Annotated in this window: 10 protein-coding genes; 4 read left to right on the top strand and 6 right to left on the bottom strand. The window is 70.1% G+C overall.

Annotated elements, in window-relative coordinates; all coding sequences use genetic code 11:
• Nucleotides 1-159 precede the first annotated feature (159 nt).
• Nucleotides 160-2,694 carry a GcvT family protein gene (locus ACFQVD_RS27640; RefSeq protein WP_343965030.1) on the bottom strand — a complete coding sequence of 845 codons (2,535 nt, stop codon included), beginning with the start codon at nt 2,692-2,694 and terminating at the stop codon, nt 160-162.
• 105 nt (nt 2,695-2,799) lie between these two features.
• Here ACFQVD_RS27640 and ACFQVD_RS27645 point away from each other — a divergent pair, with 105 nt between their 5' ends.
• Nucleotides 2,800-3,738, top strand: coding sequence for a phosphotransferase (locus ACFQVD_RS27645; protein WP_343964796.1), 939 nt, complete (start codon nt 2,800-2,802; stop codon nt 3,736-3,738).
• A gap of 9 nt (nt 3,739-3,747) precedes the next feature.
• Nucleotides 3,748-5,307 (top strand): amino acid permease, encoded by a 1,560-nt coding sequence (locus tag ACFQVD_RS27650; protein ID WP_343964798.1) that lies wholly within the window; start codon nt 3,748-3,750, stop codon nt 5,305-5,307.
• Nucleotides 5,308-5,359: 52 nt separating this feature from the next.
• On the opposite strand, the gene lipB is transcribed toward ACFQVD_RS27650, so the two are convergent.
• Together lipB and ACFQVD_RS27660 are read right to left on the bottom strand one after the other, a co-directional pair.
• Nucleotides 5,360-5,998 (bottom strand): lipoyl(octanoyl) transferase LipB, encoded by a 639-nt coding sequence (gene lipB / locus ACFQVD_RS27655; RefSeq protein WP_343964800.1) that lies wholly within the window; start codon nt 5,996-5,998, stop codon nt 5,360-5,362.
• 15 nt (nt 5,999-6,013) lie between these two features.
• Complete coding sequence (locus tag ACFQVD_RS27660) at nt 6,014-6,199, bottom strand: PspC domain-containing protein (protein ID WP_343964802.1); 186 nt, start codon at nt 6,197-6,199, stop codon at nt 6,014-6,016.
• A gap of 216 nt (nt 6,200-6,415) precedes the next feature.
• On the opposite strand from ACFQVD_RS27660, the gene ACFQVD_RS27665 reads away from it, so the two are divergent.
• Together ACFQVD_RS27665 and ACFQVD_RS27670 are read left to right on the top strand one after the other, a co-directional pair.
• Entirely contained in the window at nt 6,416-7,972 is a 1,557-nt protein-coding gene (locus ACFQVD_RS27665) for a M28 family peptidase (protein ID WP_343964804.1), read from the top strand.
• Between the two features lie 98 nt (nt 7,973-8,070).
• Nucleotides 8,071-9,570, top strand: coding sequence for a M28 family peptidase (locus tag ACFQVD_RS27670; protein WP_343964806.1), 1,500 nt, complete (start codon nt 8,071-8,073; stop codon nt 9,568-9,570).
• A gap of 139 nt (nt 9,571-9,709) precedes the next feature.
• Here ACFQVD_RS27670 and ACFQVD_RS27675 read toward each other — a convergent pair whose 3' ends face one another.
• From ACFQVD_RS27675 to ACFQVD_RS27685, 3 genes are read right to left on the bottom strand one after another with little or no spacing between them, the layout of a single operon-like run.
• Entirely contained in the window at nt 9,710-9,901 is a 192-nt protein-coding gene (locus ACFQVD_RS27675; RefSeq protein ID WP_343964808.1) for an MbtH family protein, read from the bottom strand.
• A complete protein-coding gene (locus tag ACFQVD_RS27680; RefSeq protein ID WP_343964810.1) occupies nt 9,898-21,546 on the bottom strand; it encodes a non-ribosomal peptide synthetase/type I polyketide synthase in 11,649 nt (3,882 codons plus the stop codon). Before ACFQVD_RS27680 ends, ACFQVD_RS27675 begins: the two co-directional genes overlap by 4 nt.
• Nucleotides 21,543-25,037, bottom strand: coding sequence for an amino acid adenylation domain-containing protein (locus ACFQVD_RS27685; RefSeq protein WP_343964812.1), 3,495 nt, complete (start codon nt 25,035-25,037; stop codon nt 21,543-21,545). The genes ACFQVD_RS27680 and ACFQVD_RS27685 overlap by 4 nt, the downstream gene beginning before the upstream one ends.
• Nucleotides 25,038-25,243 lie beyond the last annotated feature (206 nt).

Consider the following 25,243-nt stretch of genomic DNA (forward strand, 5'->3'; position numbering starts at 1 on the left):
GAAAATCGCCCCGCTCTCCGTTCAGGCGTATGGAGGACTACCTGAGAGGTGGAACACACCTCGCCGACCGGTGGGCCGGCGAGGACGGCGGGAAGGGACCCCGGGCATCCTCCCGCACGTGGGCGGGGCACGGGCGGTCGAGGTGACGAGGAGCCCTGGTCACACGGAGGAGCTCGGCGGCAGGCGACGGACGCGTTCGGAGGAGGGGTCGTAGAGGGGTTCGGCGGCGACGGCGGCGCCCACCCAGGTGCCGGTCACGCCGACCTCGACGCGGTCACCCGGGGCGGTGCCCCTGGGCAGGTAGGCGTAGGCGATCGAGCGGTCGACGCGGTGGCCGTACCCGCCGCTGGTCACCCGCGAGGCGGGCAGACCGCCGGAACGGACCGGCTCGCCACCGAGACAGACCTGACGCGGGTCGTCCAGGACCAGGCAGAACAGGCTCCGCGCGGGCACCGGGGCCTTCGGACTCGCGGCCGGCACGGCCGACGTGCGACGGTCGTCGGCGGAGCGGTGGGCGGCGTCCAGGGCGGCGCGACCGAGGAAGTCCTTGTCCCCGGCGACCGCGAAGCCCAGGCCCGCCTCGTACGGGGTGGTCTCCGGGGTGATGTCCAGGCCCCAGACGCGGTAGCCCTTCTCCAGGCGCATCGAGTCGATCGCGCGGTACCCGGCCGGGCGCATGCCGTACGGCGTCCCCGCCGCGATGAGCGTGTCCCAGAGCGTCAGGCCGTACTCCGAGGGGCAGTACAGCTCCCAGCCGAACTCGCCCACGAACGTCACCCGCTGGGCCAGCACCGGGACTCCTCCGACACTGATCTCCCTGGCCCTCAGGTAGCCGAAGGTCAGGTCGTCGCCGCAGACGGAACCGAGGATGTCGAGCGCTCGCGGGCCCCACAGGCAGTAGCAGGCGTGGGCCGAGGTGACGTCACGGACGTCGACTCCCTGGCCGCGGAGCCAGGCGGCGTCGTGGACGCCGAAGGCGGTGCCGGTGACCAACCGGAAGCGGTCGTCGGCCAGGCGGGTGACGGTCAGGTCGGCCTCGACGCCACCGCGCGCGTTGAGGAGCTGGGTGTAGACGATCGAGCCCACCGGCCTGTCGAGCTGCCCGGCGCACGCCCGCTGCAGCCCTTCCAGTGCTCCCGCCCCCGCCACCTCCAGCTTGGCGAACGAGGTCTGGTCGAACAGGCCCGCGGCGTCCCGGGTGGCCAGGCACTCCTCGCGGACGGCCGGCGACCAGATCCGGCCGGCCCACCCGGCCGGGCGGACTCCCCGGCCGTCCCCACCGCCCCTTCGAAGACCCCGGTCTTCCAGACCGTCCGGGCGATGGCCCAGGCCGGGCTCCGCGGCCGGGCGGGCGTTGGACTCGAACCAGTTCACCCGCTCCCAGCCGGCCTTCTCGCCGAACACCGCCCCGAGCTCCGCGTGCCGGACCCAGGCGGGAGAGCGGCGGAGCGGCCGGGCGGCGGTCCGCTCCTCGCCTGGGTAGACGATGTCGTAGTACTTCGAGTAGGAGTCCAGGGCCTTGGCGCGGCTCCACGCCGCGGAACGGGCGTGGGCCCCGAAGCGTCGCAGATCCATGCCGAACACGTCGTACTCGGGCGAGCCGTCCACGATCCACTCGGCCATGACCTTGCCCACGCCGCCGGCCGCGGCCAAGCCGTGGACGCAGAAGCCCGCCGCCGTCCACAGCCCGCGGACCGAGGTCTCACCGAGAAGGAACTCCCCGTCGGGGGTGAACGCCTCGGGGCCGTGGACGACCTTCGTGATCCTGGTGGCGGCCAGGGCGGGGACCCGTCGTACCGCCGAATCCCACGATTCCTGAAATTTCGGCATATCAGGAGGAAAGACAGTCCGAGGCTCCTCAAGCGGGGCAGCAGTGGACCAGATTTCCGGGTTTCGGATATACCCACCGACCAGAATGCCGCCATTTTCTTCCCGGAAATAGACAATGTTGTCCGGATCCCGCACCGTGGGCATGGAGGAAGGAACCCCGAAAGGCTCGGTGACCACATATTGGTGTTTGATCGGCACAACCGGAATGTCCACCCCGGCCAGCCGCCCGACCCACCCGCTGGCCGCACCCGCCGCGACGACCACGGTCTCCGCCCGGACCGGCCACTCCTCGAAATCCTCGGCCCCCTCGGTGCCCGAAGCGAGCCGTACGCCGGTGATCGCCCCGCCCGCCACGTCGAGCCCCACCACGCGAGTCCCGGTGAGGATCCGCACGCCCAGCTTCCGCGCCCCGGCCGCCAGCGCCCTGGCCAGCAGCGCCGGATCCAGCCAGCCGTCCCCGGGCAGCCAGAGCGCGGCCCGCACGTCGTCGGCGTACAGCAGCGGGAACCTCTCCTTCGCCTCGGCGCCGGAGAGCACCTCAAGACCCAGCCCGTAGGTCTCCCCGGCCCCGGCCAGGCGCAGGGACTCCTCCACCCGCTCGGGTGTGGTCGCCAGGCGGAGACCGCCGACCCCGTGCCACCCCGGGTCCAGGCCGGTGAGCCGGGCCAGCTCGGGATAGAGACCGGCCGAATACATAATCATCTTGGTCTGGGTGACCGTGGAGCGGAGCTGGCCCACGAACCCGGCCGAATGCCAGGTGGTCCCCTCGGTGAGTTCGTGTCGCTCCACGAGTATCACCTCGGTCCAGCCGAGCCTTGCCAGATGATAGGCCACGCTGCACCCGGCCACCCCGCCACCGATCACGACGGCCCGTGCAGAGCTGGGAAGTTTCAAAGTCCGCAACCCCTCTGTAACACCTCGTCCGCAGAATCGGATCAATGGTCTGAAGGTAGGCCAAAGGAGAGCGGCATGCCAGATCCTCTAGGGGACGTCCGTAAATGGGCCGGACAGCCCGTGACCGAGACGCCGATCAAGGGCGGGCTCAGCCATCGGATCGCCAGGCTCGACGCCGCCGACGGACAGCGCTGGCTGCTGCGGGTGCTCGATCCCCGGGTGTCGGCCGCCGGCCTGGGCATACCGCTCGACGAGGAGATCGCCAACACCGTCCACGCGGCGGACGCGGGGGTCGGCCCCAGGGTGCTGCACCGGCTGCCCGGCGCGCTGGTGCTGGAGTACCTCGACGGCGTCACCCTGGACGCGCACACCGTGCGGACACTTCCCGGCCCCATCGCGGCGGCCTGCCGCCGGCTGCACGCCGGGCCCCGGTTCGTCAACGACTTCTCCATCTTCCGCAAGCTCGACGAGTTCCTCACCCTCTGCCGTACCCACGAACTGGACACACCCGACGGCTACCAGGACCGTCTCGCCACGGCGGCGGAGATCGAACGGGCGCTGGCCGCCGACCCGCTGCCCAAGGTGCCGTGCCACAACGACCTGCTGCCGGGGAACTTCATCCGCTGCGGCACCGAGGTCAGGATCGTCGACTACCAGCTCTCCGGGAACAACGACCCCGCCTTCGAACTGGGCGACATCGCCGCCGAGGCGGACTACGACCCGGACCTGACCACCCGGCTGGCCCGCGCCTACTTCGGCACCGACGACCGGCGGCTCACCTCCAGGGTCCGGCTCAACCTGATCATGTCCAACCTGACCTGGTCGCTCTGGTTCGCCGTGCACCACGGGCTGCTGAAGGAGCAGGCCGCCGCCGCCGACTTCGACTACGAGGCCGAGGCGGCCGACAAGTTCTCACAGGCCGTACGAGACCTGGACGACCCGGGGTTCGGACGGCTCGTCGATGACGTCCGGGGCGCGAGCACCGGATTTCCACCCCCCGCACCACCACGCTAGGAGGCTTGCGTGACCAAGCCAACGTCGGTCGACGAGGACGCGAGACGGCTCGCCGAACTCGGTTACAAACAGGAGCTCTCCAGAACCTGGAGCGGTTTCTCGAACTTCGCCATCTCCTTCTCGATCATCTCCATCCTGGCCGGCTGCTTCACCACGTTCGGCCAGGCCTGGAACAACGGCGGCCCCATCGCGATCTCATGGGGGTGGCCGCTGATCTCGATCTTCATCCTGATCATCGGGCTCTGCATGTCAGAGCTGGTGTCGGCCTACCCGACCGCCGGCGGCATCTACTGGTGGGCCGCGAAGATGGGCAAGCCCATCCACGGCTGGTTCACCGGCTGGTTCAACCTCATCGGCCTGATCGCCGTGACGGCCTCGGTCGACTACGGCTGCGCGACCTTCCTGAACATCACCCTCAACCGGTTCCTCCCCGGCTGGAACCCCACCCTGACCAACGCGTTCATCCTGTTCGCGATCGTCCTGGTGCTGCACGCGCTGATCAACATCTTCAGCCACCGGCTGATCTCGCTGCTGCAGAACGTCTCGGTGTGGTGGCACGTGTTCGGCGCGGCGGTGGTCGTGCTGATCCTGATCTTCGGCCCCGACTCGCACCAGTCGATGTCGTTCGTCTTCACCGAGACGATCAACAACTCCGGCTTCTCCGACTCGTCCTACTGGTTCTACGTGCTGCCCCTCGGATTCCTGCTGACCCAGTACACGATCACCGGGTTCGACGCGTGCGCGCACGTGTCCGAGGAGACCCAGGGCGCCTCCACCGCCGCTGCCAAAGGACTGTGGCAGTCGATCTTCTACTCGGCGATCGGCGGCTGGATCCTGCTGCTGGCCTTCCTGTTCGCGGCCACCGACGTGAACGCGGTCAACGAGGCGGGCGGCTTCGTCGGCGCCATCTTCGACAGCGCGCTCCCCGGCAACCTGGCCACGGCGATCTTCACGATCTCCACCATCGGCCAGTTCTTCTGCGGGATGAGCTGCGTGACCTCGATGTCCCGGATGACCTACGCGTTCTCCCGCGACGGCGCCGTCCCCGGCTGGCGCCTGTGGTCGAAGGTGGACGGCAACCGGACCCCGGTCAACGCGATCATCTTCGGCTGCGCGGCCGCGCTGGTCCTCACCCTGCCCGCGCTGTACGAGGCCCCCGGCGGGTTGCCGCTGGCCTTCTACGCGGTCGTCTCGGTGGCGGTCATCGGCCTCTACATCGCCTTCGCGATCCCGATCTGGCTCCGGCTGCGGATGGGCGACCGGTTCGAGCCGGGTCCCTGGACGCTGGGATCGAAGTACCGGGTCATGTGCTGGATCGCCATCGTCGAGATCGTCATCGTCTCGATCTACTTCGTCATGCCGCTGGTCCCGGCGGCCGTGCCGTTCAGTGACGACTTCACACCGGCCGCGGTGAACTACGCGCCGATCGTGGTCGGCGTGATGGTGCTGGGCGTGGGCCTGTGGTGGGTGCTGTCGGCCAGGCACTGGTTCACCGGCCCGCGCCGCACGATCGACGAGCTCGACCCGGCCGGTCCGGCCGACCCGGTCGGCAAGGAGCCGATCGGCTGACCGACTCGGGTCGGCCTCCCGAGACCCGCGCCGGTCACCACCTGAGGACCGGTCAGCTCGCCTCGAACGCCTCCGCCACCGCGGCCCGGACCTGCTCCATGGCCGCGGCGGCGGGGGCCTCCCGGCGCATCGAGGTCATGTCGACCTCGGGCATCCCGCAGGCCACCGCCCAGCCCCACGGGGTCAGGTCGCCGTCGACATTGAGGGCGAACCCGTGGCTGGTGACGCCCCGGCTCTGCCGCATGCCGATCGAGACGATCTTGCGTCCCGTCTCGACGGTCCACACGCCGGTCAGCAACTCCGAGCCCGGCGGGGTGTCGCGGCGCTCGGCCGCGACTCCCAGCGCGCCGAGCGCCGTGACGAGCCTCAGCTCGACCTCCCGGACGTAGTCGACGATCCCCTCGCCCTCGCCGAGCTTGACGATCAGGTACCCGACCAATTGGCCGGGGCCGTGGTAGGTGAGCTGGCCGCCGCGACCCGTGCTCACGACCGGGATGCCGTGAGCCGGATCCGGCAGGTGCTGCTCAAGGGTTCGCCTGCCCGCGGTGTACACCTGCGGGTGGCTGAGCAACCAGAGCGTGTCGGGGCGCTCGTCGCGCTGCCGCTGACCGACCAGGTCGGTCATCCGCTCCATCGCCTTCTCGTAGTCGACCAGGTCGTCCTGGACCAGAGCCAGGGGGCGTTGCCTCATACCCCCAGCTTATTTTCAGTAACGGGCCTCCGGCGCCTTGGGGATGAAGATCCACATGAGCACGTAGACGACCCAGAGCGGTCCCGGGATGAGCGAGAGCAGCAGCCACAGCACCCGGACGAGGGTGGGCGGCAGGTTGAGACTGTCCGCGATCCCGCCGCAGACTCCGGCGATTATCTTGTGATTTCTCGAACGGTACACGGTGCCTCTCCCCGAATCGGTGTTCCTCGTCCAGTCAAACGAACGACCGGAACCGCCACGTTCCCGAGGCGACCCTGAGAAAACCCTGACAGGGTCGGACTTGATAACTTTTCTCGCAACTCGGCGTCAGCGCATCTAGGCGAACGCGATTGATAACGGTACGTTCCGCCATGTACGTAATAGGGAATCCCCCTCCGTTCCACCCCTAGGAGCGTTATGCGCCTGAGGTTACGACGCGGCATGGTCCGGACCGCCACCCTGGTCACGGCCATCGCCCTCCCCCTCGCCTTCACCGCACCGGCGAGCGCGACCATCACGGCCCCCAGCGTCCCGGACGTCCTCGCCAACGCGTTCGCGACACAGATCAAGGGCAGCAACGTCAAGAAACACCTGGACAGGTTCCAGCAGATCGCGACCGCCAACGGCGGCAACCGGGCGGCGGGCACGTCCGGCTACGACGCCTCCCTGGCCTACGTGCAGGACAAGCTGCACAAGGCCGGATACAAGACCTCCACGACCGACGTCGAGTTCCCGCTCGACTGGCAGGAGTCCAGCCCCTCCATCCTGCAGCAGACGGCTCCGGTGGCGAAGACCTACGCCAACCCCGCCGACTTCGTGACGGTGATCTCCTCCAGCGGCGGCGACGTCACCGCCCAGGTCCAGGTCGTCGACGCGATCATTCCGCCGCCGCCGAGCCCGAACACCTCGACCGCGGGGTGCGAGGCCGCTGACTTCGCCGGGTTCGTCCCCGGCCGGATCGCTCTGCTCCAGCGCGGCACCTGCCCGTTCATCAACAAGGCCACCAACGCCAAGGCGGCCGGCGCGTCCGGTGTGATCTTCTTCAACGAGGGCCAGCCCGGCCGTACCGACCCGCTCCTCTTCGACATCATCGAGTGGCGCTTCGGCTTCCCCATCGTGATGGCGAGCACGGCCGTCGGCCTGGACCTGGCCGCCAGCCCGAACACCACGGTCCGCCTGAAGGTGGACGCCGAGACCACGGTCGGCCGTACCAAGAACCTGATCGCCGACTCCCGCTGGGGCAAGTCCGGCGAGATCGTGGCGGTCGGCGCGCACCTGGACAGCGTGCCCGAGGGCCCCGGCATCAACGACAACGGCTCGGGCAGCGCCGCCGTCCTGGAGACCGCGCTGAAGCTGGCCAAGGTGCCGACCAAGTACAAGCTCCGCTTCGCCTGGTGGGGCGCCGAGGAGCTGGGCCTGCTCGGCTCCGAGCAGTACGTCGAGGGCCTGTCCCAGGCCGAGCGCGACAAGATCAGGCTCTACCTGAACTTCGACATGATCGCCTCACCGAACGGCGGCGCCTTCCTGTACGACGGTGACGACTCCGACGGCGAGGGCGCCCCGGCCGGTCCGGCGGGGTCGGCCGAGATCGAGAAGCGCCTGGAGAGGTTCTACGGCAAGCGCGGCCTGCCCTTCGAGGGCACCGACTTCACCGGCCGCTCCGACTACGGCGCGTTCATCGCCAACGGCATCCCGGCCGGAGGCATCTTCAGCGGCGCCGAGGGCATCAAGACCGCCGAGCAGGCCGCCAAGTTCGGCGGGACCGCCGGTGCCGCCTACGACCCCTGCTACCACGCCGCCTGCGACGGCATCGGCAACATCGACGCCACCGCGCTCGACCGCAACGCCAAGGCCATCGGCTACGCCACCGCGTTCTTCGCCTATGACCTGACGGGCATCCCCGACCGCAACGCCGCGACGCTCGCCAGGACCGCGGCGCAGGCCGCGACGGCTCCCGAGGGCGCGGCCCGCTAACCGCAAATCCAGCAAAGCGCACCACCACGCTGTACGGCGCGCACTCACCACGGGTGCGCGCCGCTCGGGGGACCCCCACACCCTCAAACCCGAGGAGCATGATGCGCAGTCTGTGGACCATGGGCATGGCGGCGATCCTGGCCATCCCCCTGGCGTTCACCGCACCATCGGCGTCGGCCGCCGTTCCACCGGACATCTCGCTGACCGCCGTGAAGGCACACCTCACCCAACTCCAGTCCATCGCCACCGCCAACGGCGGCAACCGCGCCCACGGCCGCCCCGGCTACCTGGCGTCGGCCAACTACGTCAAGGGCCTGCTGGACGGCGCGGGGTTCACCACCACCCTGCAGTCGTTCACCTACGGCGGCGCGACCGGCTACAACGTCATCGCCGACTGGCCCGGAGGCGACCCGAACGACATCCTCATGGTCGGCGCCCACCTCGACAGCGTGACCGCGGGCCCCGGCATCAACGACAACGGCTCGGGCAGCGCCGCCATCCTGGAGACCGCCCTGGAGGTCTCCCGCCAGTCGCTGGCTCCCACCAAGCACCTGCGCTTCGCCTGGTGGGGTGCGGAAGAGCTGGGTCTGCGCGGCTCGCAGGCCTACGTGAACAGCCTCTCGGCCACCGAGCGGGCCAAGGTCAAGGGCTACTACAACTTCGACATGGTCGGCTCGCCCAACGCCGGCTACTTCATCTACGACGGCGACAACTCCGACGGCGTCGGCTCGGGCCCCGGCCCGGCGGGCTCGGCGCAGCTGGAGGCGACGCTCCAGGCGTACTTCACCTCGATCGGCGTGGCGACCCGGGGCACCGACTTCGACGGCCGCTCCGACTACGGTCCGTTCATCGCCGTCGGCATCCCGGCCGGAGGCACCTTCACCGGCGCCGAGGGCATCAAGACCAGCGCCCAGGCCACGCTCTGGGGTGGTACGTCGGGCCAGGCGTTCGATCCCTGCTATCACCGGGCCTGCGACACCACGACCAACATCAGTGACACCGCGCTGAACCGCAACGCCGACGCCATCGCCTACGCGGTGTGGACCACCGCCACCGCCACGCCGCCGACGGTCCTCTGGCAGGACACCTTCGAGACCTCGACCGGCTGGACGACCAACCCCTCGGGCACCGACACCGCCACCTCGGGCCAGTGGGAGCGCGGCGTCCCGCAGGCCACCACCTCCAGCGGCGCCAAGCAGCTCGGCACCACGGTCAGCGGCACCAACGACCTGGTCACCGGCAGGCTCGCGGGCACCGCGGCGGGCGACTACGACATCGACGGAGGAGTCACCAGCATCCAGTCACCCGCCGTCACCCTGCCGTCGGGAACGCTCAAGCTGGCGTTCTCCTGGTACCTCGCGCACGGTTCCAACTCCTCCACCGCCGACTTCCTGCGGGTGAAGGTCGTCGGCTCCACCACCACCCAGGTGTTCCAGCAGCTCGGCGCGGCCGCCAACCGCAACGGCGCCTGGGGCACGGCCAACGTCGACATCTCCGCCTTCGCCGGGCAGAGCGTCCGGATCCTCGTCGAGGCCGGTGACGCCTCGGGCGCCTCCCTGGTCGAGGCCGGCATCGACGACGTCAAGGTGACCCGCTAGTAGATCCAGGCCGAAACGGGTGAGGCTGGGCGGTCACAGACCCCGCCCAGCCTCACTGTTCGCGGCCGGTCGGCCGCCCCTTCAAATCAGCCCCGCACCGTTCACCCGCCGCGGGGACGTGCCCGCGCGCGACGGGTGCTCATCCGCCGAGTTCGCCGCGGAGGCTCAGCGGGCGCATGTCGGTCCACTCGGTCTGGATGTAGGCCAGGCAGTCCTCCTTGGAACCGGTCTTCCCCACCTCGCGCCAGCCGTTGGGGATCGCCCGGCCGGCGGCCCAGATGGAGTACTGCTCCTCGTGGTTCACCACGACGGTGTAGAGGTCGGCGGTCATCGGGTGGCCCTCTCTTCTGCGGTGAGCCGGCGGTCGGCCAGCTCCTGGAGTACGTCCTTGTCGGTGATGATCTTCGCGTCGGGGATGACGTCCGGCAGGTCGTCTTCGAGAAGGCGGACCGGCCGGTAGCGGTAGGCGGCGAGACCGAGCAGCATCGTGCAGACACCTGCGGTGATCATGAGATATCCGATGCCTCGCCCCGGGTCCGCCGCGAGCGGCTCGAAGACGTGTTCCACGAGCGGCGCCGCCGACAGGAATCCGGCGGGCACCATCATCCAGCTGAACATCAGGGTGGTCGCGATCACACGGCCCTGGAGTTCGAGCCCGACCTTGGCCTGGACGATGGAGAGCCAGTGCGTGTTGACCCCGGCGGTGGCCAGGCCCATGCCGAACAGGCCGAGAGCCGGGAAGACCGGGTGCGGCCAGAGCCCCATCACGGCCATCGACAGGCCGATCAGGACGAAGCTCCCGATGATGCCCGTGGTACGGCGGGGCAGGCCGCCTGTCACGCTCATGAGAGCGCTGCCCACCAGCAGCCCCACACCGCTCGCGGCAAGGATCATGCCGAGCACCGCGGGGTCACCCAGTGACAGCGCGAGGGGGGTCGCCAGCAACTCGACCATCCCCATCATGAAGTTCAGCACGGCGGTGAAGCCGATGATGGCCACGAGGCCGTGCCGCCGTGAGATGTAACGCCAGCCGCCGAGGAGCTCCTTGCCGAACGGCTCCTCCTTCTTGAGGAAGAGCGTGTCGGGGAAACGGACGCTGAGAGTGATCGTGACGGCGATCAGGAACGTGGCCAGGTCGATGAGAAGGATGCCCGGCAACCCGATGACGGCCGCGAGCGCGCCCCCCAGCAGGGGAGCCAGGGTCGTGCCGACGGCGCTGCCGAGCTGGGTGATGCCGTTCGCCCTCCCGTAGTACCGCTTGGGCACGAGCTGGGTGACGGCGGCCAGGTAGGCAGGTTGCTGGAACGCGTTGGCACAGGCGCCGATGGTGACGGCGACGAAGATGTGCCAGAGTTCGAGATGGCCGAGTATGAAGAGGGTGCCGAGGCCGAGGGTCCCCGAGGCGGCGAAGGTGTCGGCGAAGATCATGATCTTTCGCCGGTCCCAGCGGTCCGCCAGCGTTCCGGCGATCGGTGCCAGCACCACGGCGGGTATGAGGGCCAGGACCGCGGTGAGCGCGAACAGCGAGATCGACCCGGACCGCTGGTAGACCCACAGACCCATGGCGAACGTGGTGAGTCCCGTGCCGACGACCGAGACGAGCTGCCCTGCCGCGACGAGGGAGAACGTCCGCAGGCTCGGCTGTGAGGTCCGCGCCGGCGGTGTTCCGGCCCGCTCCTCCCGGGCCCGGCCGTTCTCCGTGTGATCATCCCGGGCCTGTTCGTTCCCGCTCCGGCCGTCGGGCCGCCCATGATAGGAGGTGATGATGTCCATGAGCTCGGCTGCCTGGTGTTTCTGGAAGTAGTGACCCGCCCCCTCGATGAGCTCCAGGGACACCGAGTCCGAGAACTCCTCCCACTCCTTGAACCGTTCCTGGTACAGCTCGGTGGCCCGGTCGGCGGTTCCGATCACGGAGACGATCGGCGCCGCGAGCTTGCGTGCCGTTCCGTCCCGGTACCGGGCGGTGTAGTAGTCCTCACCGTTCTCGACGTCCCTGAAGAACACCCGCATCAGGAACGCCTGTTCCTCATCGGTGAGGGCATCGGTGAAGAATCCCATGGCACGCAGGAAGTCCAGCTGGGCGCGCTTGGAGATACGACGTTCCGCCGGCAAGATCCTGTTAAACAGGTCGGCCAGCCTTCCCGGCAGGCGGGGCGCCGGGAAATGGCCGCCGATGAAGAGCCGGGCGAAGTCGATCCCCTCGGACTCCAGCCGCTCGGCCAGCGCGACGGTCATCGCGCCCCCCATGCAGTGCCCGTAGAGGACGAGCGGGCCGGTGATCCGCTCCTTGATCTCCTCGACGCAGCGGTTCAGGAGCTCGTCCATCGGGAGCAGTGGTTCGTCTGGCCGGTTGACATCGTGACCTGGAGGCTCCAGCGCGTACAGGGAGACGTTGGAGGGGGCGGCGGCGGCGAGCGACCGGTAGATGATGGCACCCGCGCCGGCGAACGGCAGGCAGACGATCGTCAAGGGGGAGTCCCCCTTGGGACGGGGTGGCGTCAGCTCGTGGAAAAGTCTCCTGCTCCGCCCTCCGCTCTCCGGCGCGCTCCGCTCTCCGGCGTGCTCAGCGAACGAGCGGACGGTCGGGTTGTTGAAAAGGTCCAGCACACCGGCGGAAAGGCTGTTCCCACTGACGGCACGCACGGCTTTGAACGAGTCGCCGCCCAGGTCGAAGAAGTTGTCGTCGATCCCGAGACGTTCCACGCCCAGTACCTCCGCCCACTGCGTGGCCAGAGTCATCTCCAGCGGGGTCCTCGGCGCGACGTAGCCGCTCTCGTCGAAGGAGCGGGTACGGTCGGGAGCGGGCAGGGCCTGCCGGTTCACCTTGCCGTTCGGGGTGAGCGGAAAGTCCTCCATCGTCACGAATGCCGTGGGCACCATGTAGTCGGGCAGGTTCCTGCGCAGGTAAGTCCGCCACTCACCGGCATCGACCGGGTCCTGGCCGGGGTGCGGCCGCAGATAGGCGACGATCTCCTTGGCGCCGTCCTCCTCGCGGACGACCACCACCGCGTCGCGCACCGTGGGGTGCGCCAGCAGTTGGGTTTCGATCTCGCCCAGTTCGATGCGGAAGCCGCGCACCTTCACCTGCGCGTCATTGCGCCCGACGAACTCGACGGTGCCATCCGGCCGGAACCGGCCGAGGTCCCCGCTGCGGTAGAGCCGCGCCCCCGGAACGGGCCCGTAGGGATCGGGAACGAACCGGTCGGCGGTGACGTCGGGCTGTCCGAGATAGCCCCGGGCCACCCCCAGGCCGCCGATGTGAATCTCGCCGACGGCGCCGACGGGAAGGATCCGCATCGCGGGGTCGAGCACGTAGACCTGGGTGTTCGCGATCGGGGGGCCAATCGTGATGGGGCCGCCGTCCTTATGGACCCGCGCCCCGGTCGAGTAGATCGTCGTTTCCGTCGGGCCGTACATGTTCCACAGCTCGCCGGTTCGGTCGAGCAGGTCGGCGGCCAGCGCGGCGGGCAGCGCATCCCCTCCTGTCACGGCCTTGAGCCCAGGTATACCCTGCCACCCCGACGACACCAGCAGGTGCCAGGTGGCGGGCGTGACCTGCAGGAACGTCGCGTTCTCCGCGGCCATCAGAGCGGCCAGCCTCGTCGCGTCATACGCCTGGTCGCGGGTCGCGATCACCACCCGGGCTCCGACGGAGAGGGGAAGGAACATGTCCAGGACCGAGATGTCGAAGGCGAAGCTCGCCACGGCCACGAGCGTGTCCGACGGTTTCATCCCCGGCGCGCGCCCCACGGAGTGCAGGAGGTTGACGGCCGCCGAGTGCGGGACGGCCACGCCCTTGGGGCGGCCGGTCGATCCCGAGGTGTAGATGATGTAGGCGAGGCTTGAGGCGGGAGTCGGCACCTCGGGTCTGTCGGCGCTCTCCTGCTCGATGTCGGCGTCCAGCAGGACCGTCTGCCCGCCGTACCCCTCGTAGTCGTCCAGGATCCCCTCCTGGGTGATCAGGACAGCGGCCCCGGAGTTCTCCAGCATGTACGTCCGGCGGTCGCGCGGGTACATCGGGTCGAGCGGTACATACGCCCCACCGGCCTTGAGCACCGCCAGCAGTGCCACCATCATCGTCTGCGAGCGTTCGACGGCCACCCCCACCAGCACGTCGGGACCGACGCCGAGCGAGCGGAGACGGTGGGCCAGCCGGTTCGCCCGCCGGTCGAGCTGGCGGTAGGTCAGCGAGAACCCGTCGAAGGTGACCGCGATCGCCTCGGGGGTGCGATCCGCCTGCCGCTCGACCAGTTCGTGGATACGGCAGGCGGGTACCTGGTCATCCGCCGAGATATTCCACTCGACGAGCTGTTCACGGCGCTCGGCGGGGGTCAGGAACTCGACGTCGGCGAGCCGGATCGAGGGATCCGCGACGAACGCCTCCAACAGGGTCTCGAAGTGTCCGAGCATGCGCTCGACGGTGCGCTCCTCGAAGAGGTCCGTGTTGTACTTCAGTTGGCAGTCGAGCCCGCCGTCCACCTCGTAGACGTAGAGCCCCAGGTCGACCTGGGAGGCGTTCGCGTTGACATCCGGCCTGCGGACCTGCAGCCCGTCCATCAGCACCTCGTCCGAGGGCAGGTTCATCAGGTTGAACATGACCTGGAAGAGGGGGTTCCTGCTGGGGTCCCTGGGCAGGTTGAGCGCGTCGACCAGCCGCTCGAACGGGACGTCCTGGCGCGCGTACGCGTTCAGGGCCGTCTCGCGGACCTGGGGAAGGAGGTCGTCGAACGACATCTGGCCGTCGAGCCGGGTACGCAGTACGAGTGTGTTCAGGAAACACCCGATCAGTTCCTCATGCTCGGATCGGGTACGCCCGGCCACCGGCGAACCGACACAGATGTCGGACTGCCCGGTGTAGCGGTACAGGAGTGTCTGCAACGCGCCGAGCAGCGTCATGTAGAGGGTCAGCCCGCGCTCCCTGCTGAGCCCGCGCAGCCGGTCCGCCAGATCCAGGGGAAGCAGCCGGGTGGAGACCGCGCCGTCGAAGGTCTGCAGTGGCGGCCGGGGTTTGTCCGTCGGCAGTTCCAGGGCCGGCGGCGCGTCCGCCAGCTGCCGCGTCCAGTAGGCCAGCTCGGGCTCCAGGACCTCTTCCACCCGTTCGCGCTGCCACCGCGTGTAGTCACCGTAGCTCAGGGGCAGGTCGCCCAGCGGCGATTCACGGTTCGCGGCGAACGCGTTGTAGAGGACGCCCAGCTCCCTGGCCATGATCCCCATCGACCACCCGTCGGAGACGATGTGGTGCATGTTCAGGGACAGGACGTGGTGCGTCGGTCCCAACCGTAGCAGGGCGGCCAGGAACACGGGCCCCTCCGCCAGGTCGAACCGGGTCCTCGCCAGCTCGGACGCGACCTGTTCGGCGGCCGTCATATCGGGAACCTCGATCACCGGCAGCTCGACCGGGCCGGGCGCGGCGACCAGCTGGACCGGTTCCCCGCCGGACACCGGGAAGGTCGTACGAAGCGCCTCGTGCCGGTGGACGATCTCCTGTACGGCGGCCTGCAGAGCGCGCTCGTCCAGCTCGCCCTCCAGCTCCAGCGGCACGGCGATCGTGTACGCGCGCTGGTCGGGGTACATCTGGTCCATGAACCAGATGCGCCGCTGCGCGAAGGAGAGCGGCAGGGGGCCGCCGTCCGGTTTCCCCGGCGGTTCCTCCGTGACCTCGCCCGGAGGTTCCTTGGTGACGGACTCGGGATGCTCCCCGTCGTCCGGTTTCCCCGGAGGTTCCTTGGTGACGGATTCGGGACGCTCCTCGGTGACGATCCCGGACTCCAGGAGCGACGCGGCCAGACGGGCCACGGTGGGGTGCTCGAACACGGCCTCGATCGGGATCTCCACCCCGAGGACCGAGCGGAGTCTGGCCACGAGCTGGGTGGCCAGCAGCGAGTGACCGCCCAGCTCGAAGAAGTCGTCGTGGTCCCCGATGGGGGTGATGCCGAAGAGTTCCTCCCACACCGCGGCGATGCGTGCCCGCATCGCGTCACCGGGCGCGGGTTCCGGCGAGGAGAGGGGGGAGCCAGGAGAGAGGCCGTCGACGGCCTCCTCCGCCGGCTGGGCGGGCGTTCCCCGCCCCTGGACCCAGTGCCTTTTCCGCTCGAACGGGTAGGTGGGCAGGGGCACTCGCGGCCCGCCCTCTGGAAGGCGGGCCCAGTCGACCGGCACGCCGGCGAGCCAGAGCCGGCCCACCCCGTCCAGCACGTGGGCGAGGTCGTCCGTGTCGTCGGCCGGGTGCCGCATCAGCGTGACGACGGCGTTCGCCGGGGTCTCCGGCCCGTCCTCCTCCCGCCGGTCCGGCCGGCCGCCGTCCCGGTTCCGCAGGAACGTGGCGAGCGTACGGCCGGGTCCCACCTCCGCGACGGCGTGGCCCTCATCCAGGAGGATCCGGGCGCAGTCGCCGAACCGCACGGTCTCCCGCAGGTGCCGTGCCCAGAAGGCCGGGTCGGTCGCCTCCTCGGCGGTGACCCACGATCCGGTGACGTTCGACAGGTAGGGGAGCCGGGGCGGCTGGAGGGACACCCGGCCCACCTCGGCGGCGAAGGCGTCCAGGACGGGGTCCAGCATCGAGGAGTGGAACGCGTGGGAGGTCCGCAGCTGCCGGCAGGTGACGCCGCGCCGCGACAGCCGCTCCTCGACCGCGGCGACGGCCGAGTGCGGGCCCGCCACCACGCAGAGCGCGGGCCCGTTGACCGCGGCCAGCGACAACTCCTCGTCCAGCAGCCAGCGCACCTCCGTCTCGGGCAGGGGCACGGCGAGCATGGCCCCCGAGGGCAGGTCCTGGACCAGGCGGCCTCTGGCGCTGACCAGTCTCAGCGCGTCCTCGACGGAGAAGACCCCGGCCAGGCAGGCGGCGACGTACTCACCGATGCTGTGGCCCGCCATGGCCGCGGGCCGCACCCCCCACTCCATCAGGTGGCGGGCGAGGGCGTACTCGGTGACGAACAGGGCGGGCTGGGTCAGCCAGGTCTGCTGCAGCGTCGAGCCGTCGCCGGCGTAGAGGACGTCGCGCAGGTCCAGGCCGAGGTGCGGACGCAGGAACTCCGAGCAGAGGTCGACGGTCGCGCGGAACACGCCCTCCCGCCGGTACAGATCCGCGCCCATGGCCGGGTACTGGGACCCCTGCCCCGGGAAGACGAACGCCACGCCACGCGTCCGCCGGGCCGTTCCCGAACGGAGCCGCTGCGGGTCCTTCGCGGTCAGGATCTCGACGGCGGCCTTGCGGTCGGCGGAGACCAGCGTCCGCCGGTGGTCCAGCTCGCGCCGTCCCAGCCGCAGCGTCGTGGCCGCGCTCGCGAGGCTCACCTCGGGGTGGTCGCGCAGGTGGTCGCCGAGCCGCTCGGTCACCGCGTCCAGAGCGGAGGGCGTCCTGGCGGACAGGATGAGAAGCTCCGGGTCGTCGGCGGTGTCCCTGGGCGGGACCCGCGGCGCCTCCTCAAGGATGACGTGGGCGTTCGTGCCGCCCATTCCGAACGAGCTGACCGCGGCCCGGCGGGGGCCGTCACCGGTGGGCCAGGCACGCGATTCGGTGTTGACGTAGAAGCGCGTGCCGTCGAAGTCGATCCTGGGGTTGGGCGCGCTGAAGTTGAGGCTCGCGGGCAGCGTGCCGTCCTTGAGCGCCATGACCGTCTTGATCAGTCCCGCGACGCCGGCGGCCGCGTCGGTGTGGCCGATGTTGGACTTCACCGAGCCGAGGGCGCAGGGCCGCGAGGTCTCCTCGCGCCCGTAGACCTGGGCCAGGGCGGCGACCTCGATCGGGTCGCCGAGCGGCGTCGCCGTGCCGTGCGTCTCGATGTAGTCGATCGTGCCCGGGGAGACGCCGGCCACGGCCAGCGCCCGCTCGATCACCTCCGCCTGCCCGTCGACGGCGGGGGCGACATAGCCCACCTTGCGCGCGCCGTCGTTGTTCACCGCGGAGCCGCGGATGACCGCGTGGATGACGTCGCCGTCGGCGATCGCGTCCTCAAGCCGCTTGAGCGCCACCACTCCGACGCCGCTGGAGCCGAACGTGCCCTGCGCGTCCACGTCGAACGGACGGCAGTGGCCGTCCGGGGACTCGATGCCGCCCACCTGGTAGAGGTAACCGCGGCGCTGCGCCGCGTCGACCCTCGCCCCGCCGGCCAGCGCGATGTCGCACTCGCCCGACAGCAGGCTCGTTCCCGCGAGGTGGATCGCCACCAGCGAGGTCGAGCAGGCCGTGTTCACGCTGATGCTCGGACCGCGCAGGTTGAACTTGTAGGAGACACGGGTGGGCAGGAAGTCCTTGTCGGTGCTGAGCATCAGCTGGTACTCACCGACCGCGCGGACGACCTCGGGGGCGTGGAGGAGATTGTCGGTCAGGTAGGTGCTCCTGCCCGAGCCGGCGAACACCCCGATCTGCCCGGAGTACCGGTGCGGGTCGTACCCCGCGTACTCCAGCGCCTCCCAGGAGCATTCCAGGAACAGGCGGTGCTGCGGGTCGAGGATCTCCGCCTCGCGGGGGGTGAGGTCGAAGAACCCCGCGTCGAACCGGTCGATGTCGGCGAGTACGGTGCCGGCCTTGACGTAGGCGGGGTCGCCGAGCAGGGCGGGGTCGCCGCCGTCGGAGAGGATCTCCTCGTCGGAGAAGGGCCGGACGGCCTCCACCCCGCCGTCGATGTTCCTCCAGAACTCCTCCGGCGTACGGGCGCCGGGGAAACGGCAGGCCATCCCGACGACGGCGATGGCGCCGCCGGAGGGCGCGGTGGCCTTCACCGCCACGGTGGCCTTGGCGGGTTCCCCGGCGACGAGGAAGCCGGCCAGCGAGCGGATCGTGGGGTGGCGGAAAAGGTCGGTGACGGTGAGCCGGTCGCCGAACAGCTCCACCAGCTTCCCGTGTACGGCGAGCAGCAGCAGTGAGTGGCCGCCGACCTCGAAGAAGTTGTCGTGCGCCCCGACGTCGTCCCGGCCGAGCAGCGTCCTCCACACGCCCGCGACGATCCCCTCCACGTCCCCCTCCACATCGTTGTCGCGCGCGGGCTCGGGGACCGGCCCGGAGGACGGGGCGGGCAGCGCGGCCCTGTCGACCTTGCCGTTCGCCGTCAGCGGCAACGCGTCCAGGACGACGAACGCGGAGGGGACCATGTAGTCGGGCAGTTCGGCTCTGAGCGCCTCGCGCAGCGCGCCGACACCGCCTTGGTCACCGCCGCCGTCGCCGTCGCCGGACTTCACGACATAGGCGACCAGGCGTCTGTCGCCGGGGGTGTCCTCCCTGAGCGCCACCGCCACGTCGGCGACGGCGGGCAGCCGCGTCATCACGGCCTCGATCTCACCCAGCTCGACGCGGAACCCGCGCAGCTTCACCTGGGTGTCCTGCCGGCCAAGGTATTCCAGGTTGCCGTCGGCGCGGTAGCGGACGATGTCTCCCGTCCGGTACATGCGCTCGCCGCCCGACGTCGAGAACGGGTCGGGCAGGAACCGCTCGGCGGTCAGCCCCGGGCGGTTCAGGTAGCCGCGGGCGACGCCCGCCCCACCGACGTGGAGTTCACCGGCCACCCCGACGGGGACCGGGTTCAGCAGGGGGTCGAGGACGTACAGCCTGGTGTTGGCGATGGGACGGCCGATCGGGACCGCCCCGGTGACCGGCGACCGCTCGGAGACCTCGTAGGTGGCGCATCCGACCGTGGTCTCCGTCGGACCGTACTCGTTGATCAGGCGGGTGTCCGGAGCGTGCCGGCGCCAGAACGCGATGTTCTCGGCGAGCAGGCTCTCCCCGCCGATCACGAAACTCCTGGTCCTCCCTGCGGCCTCGTGCGGCGGGAGCTGGTGTGCCACGACCTCCAGGTGAGCAGGGGTGATCTTCGTGAGGCCGTACGGCGCCCGCCCGGCCAGGAGCGCCTCGCCGAGCCCCTCGGCCCCCGCGTCCTCGGGCAGCAGGTGCACCGTGCCACCGGCGAGCAGCGGCACCAGCAGGCTCGTGACGGTCAGGTCGAACCCGACGGAGGAGTGGACCGGCGCGCCGCCGACGGGGGCGTACTCGTCGCGGGCCCAGGCCGCGTAGTTGGCGATGCCGCGATGTGTGACCATCACGCCCTTGGGCCGCCCGGTCGAGCCGGAGGTGTAGATGACGTAGGCCAGGTCGTCGTGGCCGGTCCCGCTCTCCCGCAACGGGGGCGCCTCGGAGCCGTCGAGCGTCTCCACCTCGACCACCCGGGCCGACGAGTCGGCGAACCGGTCGGCGAGCCGCCCCGAGGTCAGCAGCAGAGCCGCCTGCGTGTCGTCGAGCACGAAGGCCAGCCGGTCCCTCGGCTGTGCGGGGTCCAGCGGTACGTACGCCCCGCCCGCCTTGAGCACGGCGAGGAAGGCGACGGCGAACTCGACGGAGCGCTCCAGGCAGATCCCGACCAGGCCGCCGCGGCCGACCCCCAGCGCCTGGAGAGCCCGCGCCCACTCGTCGGAAGCGGCGTCGAGCTCCCGGTAGGTCAGCTCCCCGCCTTCGTCCACGACGGCCACGGCGTCCGGGACGGACCGGGCGCGCAGGGTGAACATCCGGTGGACGAGGTTCTCACCGATCGGCTGGTCGGTCTGGTTCCACCCGAGGAGAATCCGCTCGCGTTCCACGGGCGACAGGATCGGCAGTTCCCAGACCGGCGTCGTCGCGTCGGCCACGGCGGCGGCCAGGAGTGTGCCGAAGTGACGGCTGAGACCGCGGATCGAGACCTCGTCGAACAGGTCGGTGCTGTACTCGACGGACCCCTCGATGCCGTCCTCGCCGTCCCGTACGGCGAGTGTCAGATCGAACTTCGACGTCTCGCAGGGCAGCTGGACGGGGGTGACGGTCAGCTCGTCCAGGTCCGGCCGGGACTCGGCTCCCTGCTGGTAGATGAACATCATCTGGAAGAGCGGGCTGCGGCTGAGGTGACGTTCCGGGCGCAGCGCCTCGACCAGCTTCTCGAAGGGCAGGCCCTGGTTGGCGTGCGCGTCCAGCATCGCCTCGCGCACGCGCGCCACGACCGCCGCGAAGGAGGGGTTCCCCGAGACGTCCGTACGGATCACCACGGTGTTGGTGAGGAACCCGATGAGACCTTCCAGCTCCGCGCGGTCGCGGTTGGCGATCGGGGTGCCGACGACGATGTCGGTGTGCCCGGTGTAGCGGGCCAGCAGGATCTGGAAGGCGGCCAGCAGCACCATGGCCGGGGTGGCGCCCAGGCCTCGGCAGAAAGCGTGGAACTCCTCCGCCGGCCCTTCGACGCGGAACGGCAGCGACCTGCCCTCGAACGACTGCGCCGGCGGGCGCGGCCGGTCGGGGAGGAGCTCCAGCACCTGGGGGGCGCCTTCGAGGGCCCGCCGCCAGTGGGAGAGCTGGGCGTCGTACTCGGGGCCCGCCGACCACTCCCGCTGCCAGACCGCGAAGTCCGGGTACTGGATGGCCGGCTCAGGCAGTTCCACCGGCCGACCGGCGCGATGAGCCGTGTACAGCTCGCCCAGCTCGCGGTTGAACACCTCAAGCGACCAGTCGTCGGCGACGGCGTGGTGGAAGGTCAGCAGCAGGACGTGCTCCTCGGGGCCGCGCCGCAGCAGCCGCCCGCGCAGCAGCGGCCCGCGGCCCAGGTCCATCGGCTCCGCGGCCAGCGCCGCCAGCCGCGACCACAGCTCGTCCTCGCCGTCGCAGTCGATGACGGGCAGGTCCAGGCGCAGGTCCGCCGCGATGAGCTGCACCGGCTCGGCACCGTCCATGGCGAAGGTCGTCCGCAGGCTCTCGTGCCGGGCGACCAGCTCGTTCAGCGCCTTGACCAGCGCCTCGTGGTCGAGCGGTCCCTGAAGCCGGTAGGCGACGGGCACCAGGTACAGGCTCGTGCCCGGCAGCATCCGGTCCAGGTACCAGAGCCGTTGCTGGGAGAACGACATCGGCGCCCGCTCCGACGGCTCGCGCCGGGGGATGCCGCCGGAGCGGGCCGGTAGCCGCCGTTCCCTCCTCAGCGCCTCCAGCAGCTCGCGCCGGCGCGGCGACAACTGATCACTGTTCACCCGGTTTTTCCGATCTCTCGCAGAAGTACTTCCATGTCGCTGTCGGAGGAGGTGGCGACCACCAGGAACAGCTCGGCCGCCTCCTCCAGGCCGGGGCCGTGCTCGTCGAGCAGCGTCCTCGCCAGCGCGGCGACGGTGGGTCCCTCGAACAGGACCTTCAACGGGACGTCGACGTCCAGCGCCTCCCGAAGGGCCGAGGCCGCGCGCGTGGCGAGGAGGGAGTGACCGCCCAGGGTGAAGAAGTCGTCGTGGAGCCCCACCTCCTCCGCCCCGAGGATCTCGCCCCAGCTCATGGCGATGACCTTCTCCAGTGCCGTCGCCGGGGCGACGAACACCTCGCTCCCCGGTACGGGTGCGGGGTGGGCGCCCTCGAACTCGACCGCCGTGTGCGGGCGGGCGTCGGCGGGCTCCGCACGGGGGCCGCGCAGCTGCTCGGTCCCCGCCGCCGGCGGAAGCTCGGAGATCCGGCGGAGCGGGTTTTCGGCCACCCCTCGCAACACCTCCTCGTAGTGCGCGAGGAACAGCTCCATCGTCTCGGCGTCGAACAGGTCGGTGCTGTACTCGACGGTCAGCACGGGACCGTCCGGCGGGAAGTCGACGGATGTCAGCAGGTCGAACTTGGCGCAGCCGTTGTCGATCTCCCCGTTCATCGCGACGCGGATTCCGGCGGCGTGCGCGGCGGGCACCTCCTGCTGCATCACGAACAGGACCTGGACGAGCGGGTTGTGGGCGGCTCCCCCGCCGAGGCCGAGGCTCTCGACGATCCGCTCGAAGGGGACGTCGGCGTTGGCCGACGCGTCGAGAGCCGTCCGCCGCACCTCGCGGAGCAGGTCGGCGAACAAGGGGTCCCCCGGCAGGTCGACCCTGAGGGGAAGCGTGTTCGTGAAGAAGCCGACCAGCCGTTCCGCCTCCGGGTGGTCACGTCCCGCGACGGGCACCCCCACCACGATGTCCTGCCGGCCCGTGTAGCGGCGGAGCAGCACCTGGAAGGCGGCGAACATCACCATGAACAGGCTGGCCCGCGCCTGCACGCCCACCGACTCCAGGGTGGGGACGAGCCCGGCGGGCAGCGGACGGCGAAGCTTCGCGCCGCGGTGGCTCCTGGCCGGGGAACGAGGGCGGTCGTAGGGCAGTTCCAGGGAATCGGGCAGTCGCGCCAGACGTCCGCCCCAGAACACCAGCTGTTCCTCGGCAACGCTCTGCAGCCGCTCCGACGACCAGGCGGTGAGGTCGGCGTAGCGGGCGGTGAGTGTGGGCAGTGCCGGGGGACGCCCGGTGACGATCGCCTCGTACAGTTCGCCCAGCTCGGTGAGGAGGACGCTCGCCGACCAGCCGTCGAACGCGATGTGGTGCACGGTCAGCAGGAGCTCGTGCCGGTCGTCGGCGAGCCGCAGCAGCAGCCCCCGCAGCAGCGAGCCGGTACGGAGGTCGAAGGGGGCCCGGGCGTCGGCGTCGACGAGTTCGGCCCGCCGCTCGCCCGGGAGCCCGCGCAGGTCGGCGGTGACGAAGGGAACGGGCCGCCAGGTGTCCACGTGCTGGACGGGCAGGCCCGACCGCTCGTCATAGCGGGTGCGCAGGGGTTCGTGCCGCCTGACGATCTCGTTCACCGCGCGTTCGAGCGCGGCGGCGTCCAGGTCGCCGTCGATCGTGTAAGAGGTCGGCACGTTGTAGAGAGCGCTGCCGGGAACCAGGCGGTCGATGAACCACAGCCGCTGCTGTGCGGGCGAGAGCGGCGACCACTCGCTCACCGAGCCGAGGACGAGAGGCCGCGACGCTTCCTGCACTCCGCCGTCGATCTCTCTGGCGACGGCCGCGACGGTGGGATGCTCGAAGAAGATCCTCGACTGGACCGGCCTGCGCAGGACGTCCTCCAGTTGCACGGCCATCCGCATCGCGGTGAGCGAGTGACCTCCCAGTGCGAAGAAGTCGTCGTGGACGCCGACCCGCTCCAGGTCGAAGACGCGCCGCCACACCTCGGCGACGGCCGCTTCGGTGGGCGTCCGGGGTGACGTCGAGTCACGGACCGTGTCGGCGACCTGGACCGAGGGCAGCGCGCGGAGATCGACCTTCCCGTTGAGGGTGAGCGGCATCTCCGCGAGCGGGACGAAGCGCGCGGGAACCATGTACTCGGGGAGCTTGGCACCGAGAAACGCCCGCAACTCCTCAACCGTCCCACCGCTCATGACGACATAGGCGACGAGCTGGTCCTGCTGGAGGAGCACCGTGGCGGACCGCACGTGGGGGTGCCGGCCGAGCACCACCTCGATCTCGCCGAGCTCGATCCGGTAACCCCGGAGTTTCACCTGGTGGTCGGCGCGACCGATGAAATCAAGCCGGCCATCGGGCCTGGTCCTGGCGAAGTCACCCGTCTTGTAGAGTCGCGCGCCCGCCGATCCACCGAACGGGTCCGGGATGAAGACCTCGGCCGTCAGCTCGGGTCGCCCCAGGTAGCCTCTGGCCACTCCGGCTCCGCCGATGTAGATCTCGCCGGCCTCGCCGGACGGCACCGGTTCGAGGTGCTCGTCGAGCAGGTAGACGTCCACGTTGCCGATGGCCTTGCCGATCGAAGGCGCGCCGGTGTGCTCAGCGTGGGCGGGTATCTCGGCGACGGTGGCCATGACCGAGCATTCCGTGGGGCCGTAGCCGTTCACCAGGCGGAAGGGAAGCCCCGGAGGCGGGTGACGGGTGAGGCGGTCCGCGCCGGTGAACATGATCCGGAGCTTCGTCGCAGGCGGCCAGTCGAGATCGATGAGAGCTTCGACGACGGGCGTGGGGAAGAAACAGGCGGTGATCTCCTGTGCCACGACCCAGTCACGCAGAGAGGTGAGGGAACCCAGGGTGTCGGCGTCCGGTACCGCGATACTCGCCCCCACCGTCAGGTAGGTCCAGATCCAAAAGACGCTTCCGTCGAAGGCAGGGCCGGCGATGAGCGCGCTCCGGTCCTCCGCCGTGATGCCGAACTCCTCGTGGTGCCATCGCACCACGTTGACCAGCCCGCCGTGTGGTACCAGGACCCCCTTCGGGCGCCCGGTCGAGCCGGACGTGTAAATGGTGTAGACAAGCCTGTCGAGGTGTGACCGAGTGGTCTCCCCGCCTGCGAGGACCCCGCCTTCCGTTTCCTCGCTTTCGAGGTCCTCGCTTTCGAGGTCCTCGACGAGGATCAAGGGAGGAGCGTCGGGGTGCGTCAGCCGCGCCGACCAGTTCGAGTTGGTCACCACGGCGACGACCCGGGCGTCGTCCAACATGGTGTGGAGGCGCTCGGCCGGAGCCGACGGATCGAGCGGCACGAAGGCGGAGCCCGTCTTCAACACGGCGAGCTGGGCCGCGACGAGGAGTACGGAGCGATCCGCGAGAACCCCGACGAGAGACTCCGGGGCCGCCCCGAACCCGGCGATCCGCTTCGCCAACCGAGTCGACAGGGCGTCCAGCGCCTGGTAGGTGAGAACGCCGTCCGACGTGATCAGCGCGATCGCCTGGGGTGCGGCTCGCACGCGCTCCTGAAACAGATGCAGGACGGTCAGGGGGGATTGCGCTGCCATATGACGCCGTTTCGTTAGGCGAACTCCTTAGGTCGGAGTATGTGAACCCCTCTTGCGTCCAACTTGGCAACGGCTTAAGTGGTACTAGGTTTTGGGGCTGCCCAAAATGTCCAGGTGACCGCTCCGACACTCCGCGGTCACCATGCCGTCCCCTCCGG

The organism is Streptosporangium amethystogenes subsp. fukuiense, assembly GCF_042665875.1.
Lineage (GTDB): Bacteria > Actinomycetota > Actinomycetes > Streptosporangiales > Streptosporangiaceae > Streptosporangium > Streptosporangium fukuiense.

Coding starts and splice junctions, on each gene's coding strand:
- ACFQVD_RS27645 (WP_343964796.1), top strand. CDS start 2,800: ATGCCAGATCCTCTAGGGGACGTCCGTAAATGGGCCGGACAGCCCGTG.
- lipB (WP_343964800.1), bottom strand. CDS start 5,998: ATGAGGCAACGCCCCCTGGCTCTGGTCCAGGACGACCTGGTCGACTAC.
- ACFQVD_RS27665 (WP_343964804.1), top strand. CDS start 6,416: ATGCGCCTGAGGTTACGACGCGGCATGGTCCGGACCGCCACCCTGGTC.
- ACFQVD_RS27670 (WP_343964806.1), top strand. CDS start 8,071: ATGATGCGCAGTCTGTGGACCATGGGCATGGCGGCGATCCTGGCCATC.
- ACFQVD_RS27675 (WP_343964808.1), bottom strand. CDS start 9,901: ATGACCGCCGACCTCTACACCGTCGTGGTGAACCACGAGGAGCAGTAC.